Origin of the sequence: Dickeya oryzae (genome assembly GCF_009372235.1) — a bacterium.
GTDB lineage: Bacteria > Pseudomonadota > Gammaproteobacteria > Enterobacterales > Enterobacteriaceae > Dickeya > Dickeya oryzae.
Genome location: NZ_ML762924.1, coordinates 229,069 through 244,395, shown reverse-complemented (window position 1 = coordinate 244,395; position 15,327 = coordinate 229,069). Strand labels below are relative to the sequence as shown.

General features: G+C 53.9%; 15 protein-coding genes. 7 read left to right on the top strand and 8 right to left on the bottom strand.

All coding sequences use genetic code 11. From position 1 onward, the window contains the following. Nucleotides 1-10: 10 nt before the first annotated feature. On the top strand, nucleotides 11-949 hold the full coding sequence (metR, locus tag FAZ14_RS11100; protein WP_016943444.1) for an HTH-type transcriptional regulator MetR: 939 nt from the start codon (nucleotides 11-13) through the stop codon (nucleotides 947-949). Here metR and FAZ14_RS11095 read toward each other — a convergent pair. The 6 genes from FAZ14_RS11095 to FAZ14_RS11070 form a co-directional block, all read right to left on the bottom strand. Continuing rightward, nucleotides 852-1,751 carry a carboxylate/amino acid/amine transporter gene (locus FAZ14_RS11095; protein ID WP_033581498.1) on the bottom strand — a complete coding sequence of 300 codons (900 nt, stop codon included), beginning with the start codon at nucleotides 1,749-1,751 and terminating at the stop codon, nucleotides 852-854. The genes metR and FAZ14_RS11095 overlap by 98 nt on opposite strands. Nucleotides 1,752-1,861: 110 nt before the next feature. Then, complete coding sequence (pagP, locus tag FAZ14_RS11090) at nucleotides 1,862-2,485, bottom strand: lipid IV(A) palmitoyltransferase PagP (protein ID WP_029456591.1); 624 nt, start codon at nucleotides 2,483-2,485, stop codon at nucleotides 1,862-1,864. A gap of 257 nt (nucleotides 2,486-2,742) precedes the next feature. After that, the gene (gene cysE / locus FAZ14_RS11085) at nucleotides 2,743-3,564 is read right to left on the bottom strand and encodes a serine O-acetyltransferase (RefSeq protein WP_012882922.1); all 822 of its coding nucleotides are present in this window, start codon (nucleotides 3,562-3,564) and stop codon (nucleotides 2,743-2,745) included. A 130-nt stretch (nucleotides 3,565-3,694) separates the two neighbouring features. Next, nucleotides 3,695-4,714 (bottom strand): NAD(P)H-dependent glycerol-3-phosphate dehydrogenase, encoded by a 1,020-nt coding sequence (gene gpsA / locus FAZ14_RS11080; protein ID WP_153508528.1) that lies wholly within the window; start codon nucleotides 4,712-4,714, stop codon nucleotides 3,695-3,697. Beyond that, the gene (secB, locus tag FAZ14_RS11075) at nucleotides 4,714-5,187 is read right to left on the bottom strand and encodes a protein-export chaperone SecB (RefSeq protein ID WP_012882920.1); all 474 of its coding nucleotides are present in this window, start codon (nucleotides 5,185-5,187) and stop codon (nucleotides 4,714-4,716) included. The genes gpsA and secB overlap by 1 nt, the downstream gene beginning before the upstream one ends. A gap of 98 nt (nucleotides 5,188-5,285) precedes the next feature. Next, entirely contained in the window at nucleotides 5,286-5,717 is a 432-nt protein-coding gene (locus FAZ14_RS11070) for a rhodanese-like domain-containing protein (RefSeq protein ID WP_012882919.1), read from the bottom strand. A 235-nt stretch (nucleotides 5,718-5,952) separates the two neighbouring features. Here FAZ14_RS11070 and envC point away from each other — a divergent pair, with 235 nt between their 5' ends. Together envC and FAZ14_RS11060 are read left to right on the top strand one after the other, a co-directional pair. Beyond that, nucleotides 5,953-7,227, top strand: a complete 1,275-nt coding sequence (envC, locus tag FAZ14_RS11065; protein WP_016943447.1) for a murein hydrolase activator EnvC — start codon at nucleotides 5,953-5,955, stop codon at nucleotides 7,225-7,227. A 2-nt stretch (nucleotides 7,228-7,229) separates the two neighbouring features. Next, nucleotides 7,230-8,159 (top strand): divergent polysaccharide deacetylase family protein, encoded by a 930-nt coding sequence (locus tag FAZ14_RS11060; RefSeq protein ID WP_016943448.1) that lies wholly within the window; start codon nucleotides 7,230-7,232, stop codon nucleotides 8,157-8,159. 40 nt (nucleotides 8,160-8,199) lie between these two features. On the opposite strand, the gene tdh is transcribed toward FAZ14_RS11060, so the two are convergent. Together tdh and FAZ14_RS11050 are read right to left on the bottom strand one after the other, a co-directional pair. Continuing rightward, entirely contained in the window at nucleotides 8,200-9,228 is a 1,029-nt protein-coding gene (gene tdh / locus FAZ14_RS11055) for an L-threonine 3-dehydrogenase (protein ID WP_016943449.1), read from the bottom strand. 10 nt (nucleotides 9,229-9,238) lie between these two features. Next, complete coding sequence (locus FAZ14_RS11050) at nucleotides 9,239-10,435, bottom strand: glycine C-acetyltransferase (protein ID WP_016943450.1); 1,197 nt, start codon at nucleotides 10,433-10,435, stop codon at nucleotides 9,239-9,241. Between the two features lie 279 nt (nucleotides 10,436-10,714). Between FAZ14_RS11050 and rfaD the strand changes: the two genes are divergently transcribed. From rfaD to FAZ14_RS11030, 4 genes are all read left to right on the top strand, one after another. Next, entirely contained in the window at nucleotides 10,715-11,647 is a 933-nt protein-coding gene (gene rfaD, locus FAZ14_RS11045; protein ID WP_016943451.1) for an ADP-glyceromanno-heptose 6-epimerase, read from the top strand. A gap of 30 nt (nucleotides 11,648-11,677) precedes the next feature. Next, nucleotides 11,678-12,730: an ADP-heptose--LPS heptosyltransferase RfaF gene (rfaF, locus tag FAZ14_RS11040; protein ID WP_016943452.1), complete on the top strand. Its 1,053-nt coding sequence runs from the start codon at nucleotides 11,678-11,680 to the stop codon at nucleotides 12,728-12,730. Beyond that, nucleotides 12,727-13,689 carry a lipopolysaccharide heptosyltransferase RfaC gene (gene rfaC / locus FAZ14_RS11035; protein ID WP_153508527.1) on the top strand — a complete coding sequence of 321 codons (963 nt, stop codon included), beginning with the start codon at nucleotides 12,727-12,729 and terminating at the stop codon, nucleotides 13,687-13,689. Before rfaF ends, rfaC begins: the two co-directional genes overlap by 4 nt. Nucleotides 13,690-13,796: 107 nt before the next feature. After that, nucleotides 13,797-15,188 carry an O-antigen ligase family protein gene (locus tag FAZ14_RS11030; RefSeq protein WP_016943454.1) on the top strand — a complete coding sequence of 464 codons (1,392 nt, stop codon included), beginning with the start codon at nucleotides 13,797-13,799 and terminating at the stop codon, nucleotides 15,186-15,188. The last annotated feature ends 139 nt before the right edge of the window (nucleotides 15,189-15,327 follow it).

Here is a 15,327-nt window from a genome sequence, read left to right as displayed (position 1 = left end):
AAGGACTCTCATGATCGAACTCAAACACTTACGGACACTACAGGCACTGCGCACCACGGGCTCGTTAGCCGCCGCCGCTGCACAGCTCCATCAGACGCAATCGGCCTTGTCGCATCAATTCAGCGATCTGGAACAACGTTTGGGGTTCCGTTTGTTCGTCCGTAAGAGCCAGCCGCTACGCTTTACGCCGCAGGGGGAAATTCTGCTGCAGCTGGCTGAGCAGATCCTGCCGCAGATTCAACAAGCCCTTCAGGCCTGCAACGAACCGCATCAAACCACCCTGCGACTGGCTATCGAATGCCACAGTTGTATCCAGTGGCTAACACCGGCGCTGGAACAATTTCACCAGAGCTGGCCGCAAGTGGCCATGGACTTCAAATCCGGCGTCACCTTTGACCCACAACCCGCCCTGCAACAGGGCGAGCTGGATTTGGTGATGACCTCTGACATTCTGCCGCGTAGCGGTCTGCACTATTCGCCGATGTTCGATTTTGAGGTACGACTGGTGTTATCGCCGGATCATCCACTGGCGGCCAAGGCTGTCATCGTGCCTGATGATTTGGCGCAGGAAACGCTCATGATCTACCCGGTTCAACGCCAACGACTGGATGTGTGGCGTCACTTCCTGCAACCTGCTGGGGTCAGCCCGTCACTAAAAAGTGTGGACAATACGCTGCTGTTGATCCAAATGGTGGCGGCACGCATGGGTATCGCCGCATTGCCGCACTGGGTGGTGGAGAGTTTTGAACGCCAGGGTCTGGTGGTCACCAAAACCCTGGGGGACGGCTTATGGAGTCGGCTCTATGCCGCCGTTCGCGACGGTGAGCAGCGTCAGCCAGTTATCGAAGCATTTATTCGTTCTGCGCGCCAGCATGCCTGCGAACATCTGCCGTTTGTGCGGGACGCTTCACGACCCAACGCTGGTGCACCCACAAGGCCAGCGCAATAATCGCTGACCCGATAACAAAGCTGGTCCAGTTCGGCGTTTTCTGCCAGAACGCGAAATTGACCAGCAACCCGGCCGGGACGTGAAAGTTATTCATAATACTCAACGTACCGGCATCCACCTGCGTTGCGCCATAGTTCCACATAAAATAGCCCAGGCCCGAAACCACCACGCCGAGAAACACCAATACCCCCCACTGTACCGGCGCGGTGGGCAGCTTGGTCACATTACCAAACAGCGCCCAGGCCACCAGGGTCACCAACGCCGCACCAAGATAGAACCAGGAAAAGGCGCTGTGCTGCGGCATCGGATACACTTCCATCAGCCGCTTATACCCTACTTGCCCCAACGCAAAACAGATATTCGCCGCCTGAACCAGCAACAATCCCCACCAAAAATGATCACTGACGCCGTGGTAGTGGATCACCGCCGCGCCCAGTACCGCCAGCAACGCGCTGAATGCATACCCCCAACGCAAGCGGTGCCCGCTCAGCAAGTCGTAAATCAGCGTGACATACAGCGGCGTCATGACTGAAAACAGCAGAATCGTCGGTACATTCAGGTAAAGGTAACTACGGAACAGGAACAGGTACATGACGCCAAGCTGGAAAACCCCCACCAGCAAATACAACCCCAGGGCTTTAGCGGAATAACCACGCCAGCGCAGGAAAGGCAGGAAGACTAACGCCGCCAGTAACAGTCGGAACATGGCGGAAAACCAGCTATCAACCTGACCGGCCAGGTATTCGCCTATCAGGCTGAACGAAAACGACCAGATAATGGTGGTAATGATTAATAACGGCACGGCGTGACTCGCTCTATAACACGAAACAGATGAAGCATTGTAGTCGAGTCAGGCGACTGAATTTTCCTCAATATGGTTTACATCAGAACAAAATATAGCCATTCGACTACTCAGAATTGCCACCGTAGCCAGGCGAAAAATACGTTGCCGTTGTTATAGGTGCCGGGAATATAGGTAGCCTGAAAAGACAGCCGTTGATAGCTGACCGATGCCAACGGCAAGAGCACCGGGATTGGAATATAGTGCCAGTTATCGCGCATGGTGACACCTGCGGTAAACCCCAGCCCGAACTGGACATCCTGATCTTCCAGCGGCCGCCAGCGTTTTTCATATCCATAACCGCCAATCGGTTCCCACTTATTAAACGAGTCTTTAAACGCCATGACATACAAGGCATGCCAGTCGCCATCGCTATCCAACCGCGATACGCCGTACCCCGCTCCCCAGGGGCGCTCGTTGTACTTATCGGTCTTCGCCCTATCGTAAGTCCAGCGGTTATGCCAGGTAATCGCTGGCACATACAAGTCCTGAGACTGCGGGTGTTGCCAGGTCTCCGACAGGTTATTACTGGCGCGTTGCCAGAAACTCGGGGCCGGATCACTCTGAGTAGTACGATCGAGCAGCATAGTGCTATCGGTCGGGGTATTTTCAGCGGACAGAGCGTCAAACGTCGGAATCAAGAACAGAGCAGACAACGCGAAGAGGCGGCTGTGTGATATCAGTATTAATCGCATAAACAACATTCCCAAAAGTCAATCGCCCGCAACCCGCTCGGGTTGTCTGCCGCAGGCTTTCCACCGCACGCCATGGGCCAGACACTGATATACAATGATTCTTACCGGGTTAAATACCCCTAAAACGGAATGCTTGGGTTAATACAGGTTTTTTGAGAAGTTTCTTAGCGAAAACAGAGAGTAAACGGCAGGAAGACGAGGAAAGCGATGATGTTCAGGGTGGGGACTCGGCTTGCCGTGCGGCAAACCGAAAAAGATTAAATACCGTCGCCGTCCTCAAAACCACGCAGCGAGCCGTTGAAATACTGGTCCATATCCAGTGAGGGCTTATCAGTTTCCGGGCGGCCAACAATCCGCGCCGGTACGCCTGCCGCAGTAGTGTGCGGCGGTACTGGCTGCAATACCACCGAGCCTGCGCCAATCTTGGCACCGCAGCCCACTTCGATGTTACCCAGAATCTTGGCACCTGCGCCTATCATCACCCCCTCACGGATTTTAGGGTGACGATCACCATTGGTTTTACCGGTTCCCCCCAGAGTCACCGACTGCAAAATCGACACGTCATTTTCTACCACCGCCGTTTCACCGATCACGATGCCGGTAGCATGGTCGAGCATGATGCCACAACCGATGCGCGCCGCCGGGTGAATATCGACCCCAAACGACACGGAAATCTGATTTTGCAGATAGATAGCCAGTGCCTGACGGTCCTGACGCCATAGCCAGTGTCCGATGCGATAAGCCTGCAACGCATGAAACCCTTTCAGGTAAAGCAACGGTGTCGAATATTTATCCACCGCCGGGTCGCGCAGCCGCACCGCCATAATGTCGCGTGCCGCAGACGCAATCATCTGAGGCTCAGCACGGTAAGCCTCTTCCACCACTTCTCGAATAGCAATGGCCGGCATAATGGCATTGGCCAGTTTATTCGCCAGCATATAGCTCAACGCGCTGCCCAGATTTTCATGTTTTAGCAGCGTCGCGTGAAAGAAGCTGGCCAACATCGGTTCACACTCCGCCAGACTGCGCGCTTCTTCCTTAATGTGTTTCCAAACCAGTTCCAGCTCATCATTCGACATCGCGACACCTCTTTGAAAAACCGTCAATCTACCGCGTTAATGCTGACTATTACCGACTACTTTCACCATGCTCTATCAGAATAAAACAACAACGGGCCTCCCGTGGGAAGGCCCGAACAATCACTCACCGTCACAGGCTGGTACTTTCGTCTTTACGTGCACGACCAAGCAGGCTTAACGCCGCCTCGCGGGCGTCTTTCGCGCAATACAACACTTGCCAGAGTTGCTCGGTGATGGGCATCTCGACACCGTAACGCTGCGCCAGCGCCATCACTTCCTTGGTATTCCGATATCCTTCAACCACCTGACCTATTTGATTCTGGGCGCTGGCCACATCCATCCCTTGCCCCAGCATCATGCCAAAACGGCGGTTACGTGACTGGTTGTCGGTACACGTCAGCACCAGGTCGCCCAGGCCTGCCATGCCCATAAATGTGGTGGGATCCGCACCAAGTGCGACCCCCAACCGCGTCATTTCCGCCAGACCACGGGTTATCAGCGCAGTACGCGCGTTGGCACCAAACCCCATACCGTCAGACATGCCGGCACCGATGGCAATCACGTTTTTTACTGCGCCACCCAGCTGTACGCCGATAAAATCGGGGTTGCTGTAGACGCGAAAACTTTTGCCGCAATGCAGCAGATGTTGCAAATCGTCGGAAAACGACGGTTCAGTGGAGGCCAGCGCAATCGCGGTAGGTAACCCGGCCGCCAGCTCTTTGGCAAACGTCGGCCCGGAAAGTACCGCCAGCGGGATGCTATCACCCAACGCTTCGCGGGCGACATCCTGTAACAGACGCCCGGTCTCCGCTTCCAGCCCTTTGGTCGCCCACACCAGACGCGCATCTGAACGCAGGTGAGGCTTAAGCTGGCGCAGTACATCGCCAAACACATGGCTTGGCACCACCACCAGAATGTTGCGGCTGGCCGCCAGTGCCTGAGACAGGTCGGCTTCCAGTTGCAACGTATCCGGGAACGGCACATCAGGCAAAAACGCCTGATTGCAACGTGCCGCCTGTAACGCCTGAATATGCGCCGGGTCATGCCCCCAGAGCACTACGCGGTGGCCGTTGCGGGCCACCGTGATCGCCAGTGCGGTGCCGTAAGAACCGGCACCGATTACTGTCATTGCAGCGTCAGACTGGCTCATCAGGCATTCAGCGTCTGTGCTGCGGCGCCATCCTGACCAGCCTGCTGTTCCAGATAATTCATGAACAGCGCGTCAAAGTTAACCGGAGCCAGGTTCAACTGCGGGAAGGTACCGCGAGAAACCAGGCTGGTGATGCACTCACGCGCATACGGGAACAGCACGTTCGGGCAGTAAGCGCCCAGGCAGTGAGCCAACTGGGTCCCTTCAATGCCTGCGACCGTAAAGATACCCGCCTGCTGTACTTCGCACAGGAACGCCGTTTCTTCGCCCAGGGTGGATGTCACGGTGACACGCAGCACCACTTCGTACACATCATCAGCCAACTGGGTGGAGGCGGTATCCAGATCCAGTTTCACTTCCGGGTTCCATTCCTGCTGAAACACCTGAGGCGCATTCGGCGCTTCAAAAGAGATATCCTTGGTGTAAATACGCTGGATCTGGAAAGTCAGTTCGACGTTGTTTTGTTCAGACATGTGAATAATACCCTTTCGTTAGATTTCCTTGCGCGCTTCCTTTCGCCAGGAAGGACACGCCATAAAACACACTAGCACCCCTTATCAGGGACGCCACATTACTTACCGCGCACCAGCGGGAGATTTTCACCGCTCCAGCCAGCCAGCCCGTCTTTCAGCACCATAACGCGCTCAAACCCTGCTTTGAACAGGTGTTCGGCTGACTCGCGCGCCGACATACCGTTAGCGCACACAACGATCACCGGCTGTGCTTTATGTTTTTCCAGCTCGCCCACGCTGCCGTTCTTGATGTCGTTCGGCAACAAGTTGATGGCGCCAGCGATATGGCCACGACGATAATCATCACGATTACGGGTGTCGACCACCACCGCATCTTCTTTATTAATCAGTTGGATCGCTTCACCACGAGCCACTTCTTTTACTTTGGACAGTTTACTCTTCACCGTAAGCACAATGACCGCGACCAGCAGGGCAATCCAGGCCAGGCTCAGAATCGGGTGCCGGCTGATGAATGGCATAATCTCTTGCATGGGGTGTAACGACTCCGAAATCAGTTAAGCAATTCAAATACAGGGTGTCTGAGTATACCTGTGCGATACTGCAATTACAGCCTGTAAGCCAACATCGCATCATGATTCTGCGCGACGGCTTGCATTTATCCGCGTGATCCGGCGGTGCGGGTGCGCGCGGTTGTCATGGATGGAAATAGAAATCCCTGACCATACAACTGGTAAGGCGCTGTTCATCGTGGAATAATCTTTCGCCATGAGCAGAAAAGCGTTCTCTGTACCGTTGCGAACGGGTCGTGACAAACTGTTAATCCGGTGCGCCAGTGTGCTTTGTGTTGGCGTGCTGCTATTGCCATGCTCCGCCTGGAGCGACGACAGCCAACAGCAGTTGAAATCGCTGCAACAAGACATCGCCGAGAAAGAAAAAAGTGTTCGGGAGCAGCAGCAACGCCGCAGTACCCTGCTTGAGCAACTGAAAAAGCAGGAGCAGTCAATCGCCCAGTCGACCCGCCAGTTACGTGAAACCCGTGCGACGCTTGAACGGCTCAATCAGGATATCAGCAGTCTGAACAGCTCAATCGCGACACTGCAAACCCGGCAAAAAAAACAGGAAACCCTGTTGGCGCAGCAGCTCGATGCGGCCTTCCGTCAGGGCCAGCACGGTGCGTTGCAATTGATCCTCAGCGGTGAAGAAAGCCAGCGTCGTGAACGCATCCTCGCCTACTTTAACTACCTGAATAAAGCCCGCGAAAAATCCATCACCGAGCTTCAGCAAACCCGCACCCAGCTTGCTACTCAGAAACAGCAACTGGAACAAAAGCAGACGCAACAAAAACGTCTGCTCGGTGACCAACAACAGCAGCAAAACACACTGGAGCAGGCCCAAAGCGAGCGCCACAAAACCCTGGGCGCGCTGGAAAACGCGCTGGAAAAAGACCAGCAACAGCTGACGGAGCTACGTCAGAACGAAACCCATCTGCGCGATCAGATTGCTCGTGCAGAACGCGAAGCCAAAGCCCGGGCCGAACGCGAAGCCCGTGAAGCCGCCCGGTTGCGTGAAAAAGAAGAACAGGCCAAACGCAGCGGATCGAGTTATAAACCCAGCGAACAGGAGCGCTCATTAATGGCGCGGACGGGTGGACTGGGTCAGCCAGCCGGTCAATATGTCTGGCCGGTACGTGGTCGTACGTTACATCGGTTTGGCGAGACGTTGCAGGGCGAGCTGCATTGGAAGGGGCTGGTCATCGGGGCTGCCGAAGGAACCGAAGTACACGCCATCGCCGACGGTACCGTGCTGATGGCTGACTGGCTACAGGGGTACGGTCAGGTTGTCGTGCTGGAGCACGGCAAAGGCGATATGAGTCTTTATGGCTATAACCAGAGCGCACTGGTATCAGTGGGTGCACAGGTGAAAGCCGGTCAGCCGATAGCGTTAGTCGGCACCAGCGGCGGGCAGAATCAGCCTGCTCTCTATTTTGAAATTCGGCGTCAGGGACAGGCGGTCAACCCCTTACCCTGGCTAGGAAGGTAGGTGTGCGTCCATTACTCCCTCGTCTGTTGACTCTCACTGGCGTATTGCTGGCGCTGCCCGTGTGGGCAGGCAAACTGGCGTTGGTGATCGATGATTTCGGTTACCGTCCGCATAATGAAAACCAGGTGCTGGCGATGCCGACGGCTATTTCCGTGGCGGTGTTGCCAAATGCGCCATACGCCCGGGAAATGGCCACAAAAGCCCATGCCCAGGGCCGGGAAGTGTTGATTCACCTGCCGATGGCTCCCATGAGCAAACAGCCACTGGAGCGGGATACGTTACGCCCTGACATGAGTAGTGAGGAAATCGCGCGCATTCTGCGTGATGCGGTCAACAAAGTGCCTTATGCCGTTGGGCTCAACAACCATATGGGTAGCGCCATGACCGCCAGTCTGCCCGGCATGCAGAAGGTGATGCAGGCGATGAGCGCCTACCACCTCTACTTTCTCGACAGTATGACCATCGGCAGCAGTCAGGCCAGCCAGGCGGCGGCAGGTACCGGTATCAAGGTGCTCAAACGTAAGGTGTTTCTGGATGACACCCAGAACGTCGCCGATATTCGACGCCAGTTCAGCCGTGCCGTAGAGATAGCACAACGCAGCGGTTACGCCATCGCCATCGGTCATCCGCATCCCACCACGATTCAGGTATTGCAGCAGATGCTGCCGACGTTGCCTGCCGATATCGTACTGGTCCGTCCTAGTCAGTTGCTGAACGAACCGGAGCCACGCTATGCGCCGGTACCGACGTACCTTGCCTCACAGCCAACCGCCCCGGCACCCAAACGCCTGCGCCCGATTCAGGTCTGCGCCGTCAAACGTCCTTTACCGGCTATTTCTCAGCATGAACTGTGGCGGCAACTTGGACACAATATCGTGACCAGCCCGGCCATCACCTATCTAAAACAACACTGGCAAACCTGGCTGGGATAACAAGACGCGCCGTTCTCCCCCATGAACGAACGGCGCATGACTACGACTCCCAGCTCAATACCACTTTGCCGGATTGACCAGAGCGCATCACATCAAAACCTTGCTGAAAGTCATCAATCGTGTAGCGGTGGGTAATCATGGGTGACAGGTCCAGCCCTGACTGGATCAGGGCCGCCATTTTGTACCAGGTTTCGAACATCTCCCGGCCATAAATCCCCTTGATGACCAACCCTTTGAAAATAATATCGCTCCAGTCTACCGCGACCGCTTCCGGTTGGATCCCCAGCATGGCAATACGCCCGCCATGGTTCATTACCGATAACAAGGTGCGAAAGGCAGCGGGGGAGCCGGACATCTCCAGCGCCACGTCAAACCCTTCGGTCATCCCCAGTTCCCGCATTACATCCGTCAGCGACTCCCGCGATACATTCACCGTGCGGGTCACCCCCATCTGTTTCGCCAGCGCCAGCCGGTAATCGTTAACATCGGTAATCACCACGTGGCGAGCACCGACATGGCGGCACACCGCCGCTGCCATCACACCAATCGGCCCGGCACCGCTCACCAGGACATCTTCCCCCACCAAATCAAACGCCAGCGCGGTATGCACGGCATTGCCGAACGGATCGAAAATAGCGGCTATCTCATCCGGGATCGCCGCCGGAAGACGAAAGGCGTTATACGCCGGGATCACCAGATACTCGGCGAATGCCCCCGGCCGGTTCACGCCGACCCCCGACGTATTGCGACACAAATGGCGACGCCCGGCCCGGCAGTTGCGGCAATAACCGCAGGTAATATGCCCCTCTCCCGAGACCCGATCGCCAATCCTGAACCCTTCCACTTCCTGACCAATCGCGACGATTTCACCGACATACTCATGACCCACCACCATCGGCACCGGAATGGTTTTTTGCGACCACGCATCCCAGTTGTAAATATGCACGTCGGTGCCGCAAATCGCGGTTTTGCGAATTTTAATCATCACATCGTTGTGGCCCGGTTCCGGTACCGGAACATCCGTCAGCCAGATGCCCGGCTCCGGGCGTAGTTTCGCCAGTGCTTTCATCGTCGCGTCCTCACTTCACCACGTTCAGACGACGCCCTACTCGGACAAACGCCGTCACGGCCTGTTCAATCTGCGCTATCGTGTGCGCCGCCGACATCTGGGTACGAATGCGCGCCTGCCCGTGCGGCACCACCGGATAGCAAAAGCCGGTGACGTAAATCCCTTCCTGGCGTAACTCGGCAGCAAAGGTCTGTGCCAGTCGGGCATCACCCAGCATCACCGGAATAATGGCGTGATCCGCACCGGCGAGCGTAAAACCGGCTTCGGTCATTCTCTGGCGAAACAGGCTGGCGTTCTGCCACAATCGCTGACGTAGCGCCTGACCGTCACGCAGCAAGTCCAGCACGCGGATCGACGCGCTGACAATGGACGGTGCTAACGAATTGGAAAACAGATAGGGCCGGGATCGCTGGCGCAGCCAGGCCACCACATCACGCCGCGCGGCGGTATAACCACCGGACGCACCGCCCAGCGCCTTACCCAGCGTGCCTGTAATAATGTCGACCCGTCCCATCACCTGACAGTACTCATGGGTACCGCGCCCATTCTCACCGACAAACCCCACGGCATGAGAGTCGTCCACCATCACCAGCGCGTCGTAGCGCTCGGCCAGATCGCAAATCCCTCGCAGATTGGCAATCACGCCATCCATCGAAAATACGCCGTCGGTAGCGACCATCAGATTGCGCGCCCCCTCTGCCCGCGCCAGTTTGAGCTGCGCCTCCAACTGAGACATATCATTGTTGGCATAGCGATAACGGCGTACTTTTGACAGGCGAATACCATCGATAATCGACGCATGGTTGAGTGCGTCCGACACAATCGCGTCCTCCTCGCCCATCAGGGTTTCAAACAGCCCGCCGTTAGCATCAAAGCAGGAGGAGTACAGTATAGCGTCCTCCATGCCGAGAAACGCGGCCAACTGCCGCTCCAGCGTCTGGTGGATATCCTGAGTGCCACAGATAAAACGCACCGAGGCCATACCAAAACCGTGGCTATCCAGACCGGCCTTCGCCGCGTCTATCAACGCCGGATGGTTGGCGAGCCCCAGATAGTTGTTCGCGCAGAAATTAATCAGCTCGCCGTCATCCGCCACCGTCACCAGCGCTTGTTGCGCCGAGGTGATCAGCCGTTCGTCCTTAAACAGCCCATCGTCGCGTAGCGCCGCAAGCTGAGTGGTCAGTTGTTGATAAAATGCGTCAGGCATGGCACGGCTCTCCTTTTTGTCCATCACAGGCATTCCCACCGGGTAACGGCAGGTTGAATGGGGCAACACTCATGAAGGTAAAGGTAGTGGAGAAATGTGGAGCGGGTTGGCGGGTTGACCACAAAATGCCACCGCGGTCACGCCGGAAATGCAAAGCGGTTGGCAAGAAAACAATGGGAAAAGCTGCGTGGGATGTCTGTCGTGCGCCGAAATGTTATGATAGCGCCCAACAGGTGTGGGGCACGGTGCCCCACCAGCACGTTTAGCAAGGTAACTCCCATGATTATCGTAACTGGCGGTGCCGGTTTCATCGGCAGCAACATCGTAAAAGCGCTGAATGATAACGGGCACCGGGATATCCTGGTGGTCGACAACCTGAAGGATGGCACCAAGTTCGTCAATCTGGTCGATCTGGACATCGCCGACTACATGGATAAAGAAGATTTCATTGCCAGTATCGTTGCCGGTGACGATTTGGGTGATATCGACGCCATCTTCCATGAAGGAGCCTGCTCATCCACCACCGAGTGGGACGGCAAGTACATGATGGATAATAACTATCAGTACTCCAAAGAAGTGCTGCACTACTGTCTGGAGCGCGGTATCCCGTTCCTGTACGCCTCTTCCGCTGCTACCTACGGTGGTCGTACCGACAATTTTGTGGAAGACCGCCAGTACGAACAACCGCTCAACGTCTACGGTTACTCCAAGTTCCTGTTCGACCAGTATGTGCGTGATATTCTGCCGCAGGCTGATTCGCAGATTTGCGGCTTCCGCTACTTTAACGTCTACGGACCACGCGAAAGCCACAAAGGCAGCATGGCAAGCGTCGCGTTCCACCTGAACAACCAAATCAATCAGGGCGAAAACCCTAAATTGTTCGCTGGCAGTGAGAACTTCAAACGTGACTTCATCTATGTCGGTGACGTCGCCGCCGTCAATCTGTGGTTCTGGCAGCACAACGTTTCCGGCATTTTCAACTGCGGTACCGGCAACGCCGAATCCTTCCAGGCGGTAGCGGACGCCGTGTTGGCCTGGCACAACAAAGACCAGGTGGAATACATCCCCTTCCCGGAAAAACTGAAAGGTCGTTATCAGGCCTACACGCAAGCAGACCTGACCAACCTGCGCGCGGCGGGTTACGACAAACCGTTCAAAACCGTCGCACAAGGGGTCGCCGACTATATGGCCTGGCTGAACCGTAAAGCCTGACTCACTTTGCAGTAAGGAAACACGAACGGTATGAAAATTCTGGTTATCGGTCCTTCATGGGTGGGCGATATGATGATGTCGCACAGCCTTTACCGTACCCTGAAGGCCGAACACCCGGACGCTATCATTGACGTGATGGCACCGGCCTGGTGTCGTCCGTTGCTGGCACGCATGCCCGAGGTCCGTCAGGCATTGTCCATGCCGCTCGGCCACGGCATGCTGGCGCTCGGCGAGCGGCGGCGACTGGGTGTTTCACTGCGTGAGCAGCAATACGATCGCGCTTATGTGCTGCCCAACTCCTTCAAATCAGCCCTGGTGCCTTTTTTTGCCGCTATCCCACACCGCACTGGCTGGCGCGGGGAAATGCGTTACGGTTTGCTTAACGACCGGCGGGTGCTGGACAAAGCGGCGTATCCCTTGATGGTGCAACGTTATGTCGCACTGGCTTATGATCGCCAACGTATTCGCAGCGCGGCTGATTTACCACAGCCGTTATTATGGCCCCAGCTTACGGTGGACGACGCGGAAATCGCCGATATCGCCGCTGCGTTTAATCTTACCGATACCCGGCCGATTATCGGTTTCTGCCCGGGTGCCGAGTTCGGCCCGGCCAAACGCTGGCCGCATTACCATTACGGTTCACTGGCGCAATCGCTTATTGACCAGGGCTATCAGGTGGTGTTGTTCGGCTCGAAAAACGACCATCAGGCTGGTGACGATATCCGGCAAACCCTCAGCGATGACGCAAAGGAACACTGCCTTAATCTGGCCGGACAGACCACGTTAGATCAAGCCGTGGTGCTGATCGCCGCCTGTCAGGCGGTTGTCAGTAACGACTCGGGTCTGATGCACGTGGCGGCGGCACTTAACCGGCCACTGGTCGCGCTCTACGGCCCCAGCAGCCCAGACTTTACCCCGCCGTTGTCTCATCAGGCTAATGTTATCCGGCTCATCACCGGTTATCACCGGGTACGCAAAGGCGATGCCGAACAAGGGTATCACCAGAGTCTCATCGATATTCAGCCACAACAGGTACTGGATGCCCTGTCACGCTATCTGCCCGTTAAAGGGGAGCTCGCATGAGGGTCTTGATCGTCAAAACATCGTCGATGGGGGATGTGCTGCACACACTGCCTGCTCTGACTGATGCCATGCAGGTCATTCATGGCATCCAGTTCGACTGGGTAGTCGAAGAAGGGTTTGCTCAAATCCCCAGTTGGCATCCGGCGGTTGATCGCGTCATTCCCGTGGCGCTTCGCCGCTGGCGCAAAAGCTGGTTCAGCCGGGAAACCCGTGCTGAGCGCGCGGCGTTCAAAACACAGCTACGAGAAAAACGCTACGATGCGGTTATCGATGCGCAGGGATTACTGAAAAGCGCCGTGCTGGTGACACGTCTGGCTTACGGCAACAAGCACGGTCTGGACTGGAAAAGCGCCCGCGAGCCGCTGGCCAGTTGGTTTTATCAATATCGGCACCCGATCGCCAAACAGCAACATGCGGTAGAGCGTATAAGGGAGCTGTTTTCCTTCAGCCTGAACTACCGCAAGCCCACAGAACAAGGCGACTATGCGATTGCCGCACGCTTCTTGTCGGCACAGCCTGCCGACAGCCAACCGTATCTGGTTTTTCTACATGCTACGACGCGAGACGAAAAACACTGGCCGGAAGCGCACTGGCGCGAACTGATAGCACTCGCGAAAACACGTGGGTTACGCATTAAACTGCCCTGGGGGGCGGAGCACGAACACCAGCGAGCACAGCGTCTGGCAGCAGGATTTTCTCACGTCGAAGTACTGCCGCGACTGAGCCTGGAGCAAGTCGCAGGCGTGCTGGCGGGTGCGAAAGCCGTTGTCTCGGTCGATACCGGGCTCAGCCATCTTGCTGCGGCGCTGGACAGACCCAACATCACGCTCTATGGCCCGACCGATCCGGGATTGATTGGTGGCTACGGCCAAAACCAGGTTGCGTTGATATCTTGTAACAATAATATGCATAGTGTTTCCGCCAAAAATGTATTCGAACAGCTCATAGATAAGATATAAAACCTCCGTTTTATACCGAGAAGAACAGTGATGTTAAAGATGAGAGTAACTGAATAGCCAGGCAGCAGGTAAGCCTATTAATCGAAGTAAGATATTCGGGAATAAGTATGTTTAAATTCAACAGTAAATTTACAATGCGATTTTTGCTATCAATAACATTGCTACTGTGTGCTTTTTGGGCTAGCCCAAGCCAAGTTCTTCCATTTCATAGAAACCTATTAATTTACAGTGCATTTTTTATTTCTTTGATATATTTCCTAAAAGATAGAACTTTTCTGGAAAAAATAGATTACACTAATATAAAGGATATCGCATGGGTATTGGCTATCATGACCATTCTCACATTGGCATGTGGTATCTTCTTTTCTCCTGACCATAAAGAAATGCTTAGAGCCTGGCATAGCCAATGGCTACGCCCATTGATGTTATTTATTTATGGGTTGATATTTTATCCATTAGTATCAACCTATTTAAAAAAAATTAGCCCCCGTGAAATCATCACTGCTCTGATTGTCAGCTTTTGGGTTCCAATATTCATACACACTCTCTCTGTCTTTTATATCTATCTTAAGACTGGAAATATACCTTGGGGAGAAACTTATATATTCCCCTCGCGTCTTGAGTTAAGCTTTCAGATTAACCTAATTAGCATGGTTATTTTCACCGACTTATTTCTCCGCATATTCAATGAAGAAAACTTACTAAAATTAAAAACAAAAACAGTAGTTCTCTTAGCCATCATTGATATTATTGCCACAGCATTCTCTAATACTCGCTGGGGTACTGTCGGTATGGTTATAGGGTTGTTATCTATTGGTTCTATTTTCATTATAAAAAAAATAAAGAACATAACCCTTGCCAAAGCGTCAACATTTATTGGTTTAATCATGGTATTCATCCTTAGTGTCGGTATTTTCTCCTACAAAGAAGACCCTCGATGGAAAGGAATAGAAGAGGACATGATTATTGGGTGGAATGCACCAAGCGATAGTTTTTGTTTTATCTTTGACAGTCAAAATAGAGTGATCCCACTACGCAAGGATGGTAGTTTCGCAGACCATTCAAATGCATGCCGCATCGCCTATTTCCACCAGGCAAGTGACTTCATTATAGAACATCCACTGGGGTTGGGTGCATATAAAACAGCATTTCTCTATAGACTACAGGAAAAATACCATAACCCTGAAATTGATATCAGCCATAGTCACAGTGGTATTTTGGAGTATGGATTACAGTACGGGGTTATAGGTATCCTTTTGTGGATCGCATACAATCTCTTGTTATTGAAAAAATCATATTTTGCTTTTTTTAAAGATAAAAAAACAGCCGGAATAGTATTATTCCTGATTTCTGGTGGATTTTTATTTCGCTCAGCGGTGGATCGTATTCTTCTAGACCACTATATGGAAGAATACATGTTTTTATGTGGCTTTTTGTTGAGTATCATATCGCTTAAAGATGACAGAAATATAAAAAACCAATCATTGAATCCAAAATAACAATATAATAATAGGGTTCCTTCCTGGAACCCTATACGAGGTGGTTAATACAATCGCAATAAAAATCAGCTTAAAATATAGAAACAGATGAAATCCTGGATACAAAGACAATTACAACATATATAAGCTGGAGATTCCC

Excerpts from the sequence above, each read along its gene's own strand:
- gpsA (WP_153508528.1), bottom strand. The coding sequence starts at position 4,714 with ATGAGCCAGTCTGACGCTGCAATGACAGTAATCGGTGCCGGTTCTTAC.
- secB (WP_012882920.1), bottom strand. The coding sequence starts at position 5,187 with ATGTCTGAACAAAACAACGTCGAACTGACTTTCCAGATCCAGCGTATT.
- envC (WP_016943447.1), top strand. The coding sequence starts at position 5,953 with ATGAGCAGAAAAGCGTTCTCTGTACCGTTGCGAACGGGTCGTGACAAA.
- FAZ14_RS11050 (WP_016943450.1), bottom strand. The coding sequence starts at position 10,435 with ATGCCTGACGCATTTTATCAACAACTGACCACTCAGCTTGCGGCGCTA.
- pagP (WP_029456591.1), bottom strand. The coding sequence starts at position 2,485 with ATGCGATTAATACTGATATCACACAGCCGCCTCTTCGCGTTGTCTGCT.
- tdh (WP_016943449.1), bottom strand. The coding sequence starts at position 9,228 with ATGAAAGCACTGGCGAAACTACGCCCGGAGCCGGGCATCTGGCTGACG.
- FAZ14_RS11030 (WP_016943454.1), top strand. The coding sequence starts at position 13,797 with ATGTTTAAATTCAACAGTAAATTTACAATGCGATTTTTGCTATCAATA.
- FAZ14_RS11070 (WP_012882919.1), bottom strand. The coding sequence starts at position 5,717 with ATGCAAGAGATTATGCCATTCATCAGCCGGCACCCGATTCTGAGCCTG.
- rfaC (WP_153508527.1), top strand. The coding sequence starts at position 12,727 with ATGAGGGTCTTGATCGTCAAAACATCGTCGATGGGGGATGTGCTGCAC.
- metR (WP_016943444.1), top strand. The coding sequence starts at position 11 with ATGATCGAACTCAAACACTTACGGACACTACAGGCACTGCGCACCACG.
- cysE (WP_012882922.1), bottom strand. The coding sequence starts at position 3,564 with ATGTCGAATGATGAGCTGGAACTGGTTTGGAAACACATTAAGGAAGAA.
- rfaF (WP_016943452.1), top strand. The coding sequence starts at position 11,678 with ATGAAAATTCTGGTTATCGGTCCTTCATGGGTGGGCGATATGATGATG.
- rfaD (WP_016943451.1), top strand. The coding sequence starts at position 10,715 with ATGATTATCGTAACTGGCGGTGCCGGTTTCATCGGCAGCAACATCGTA.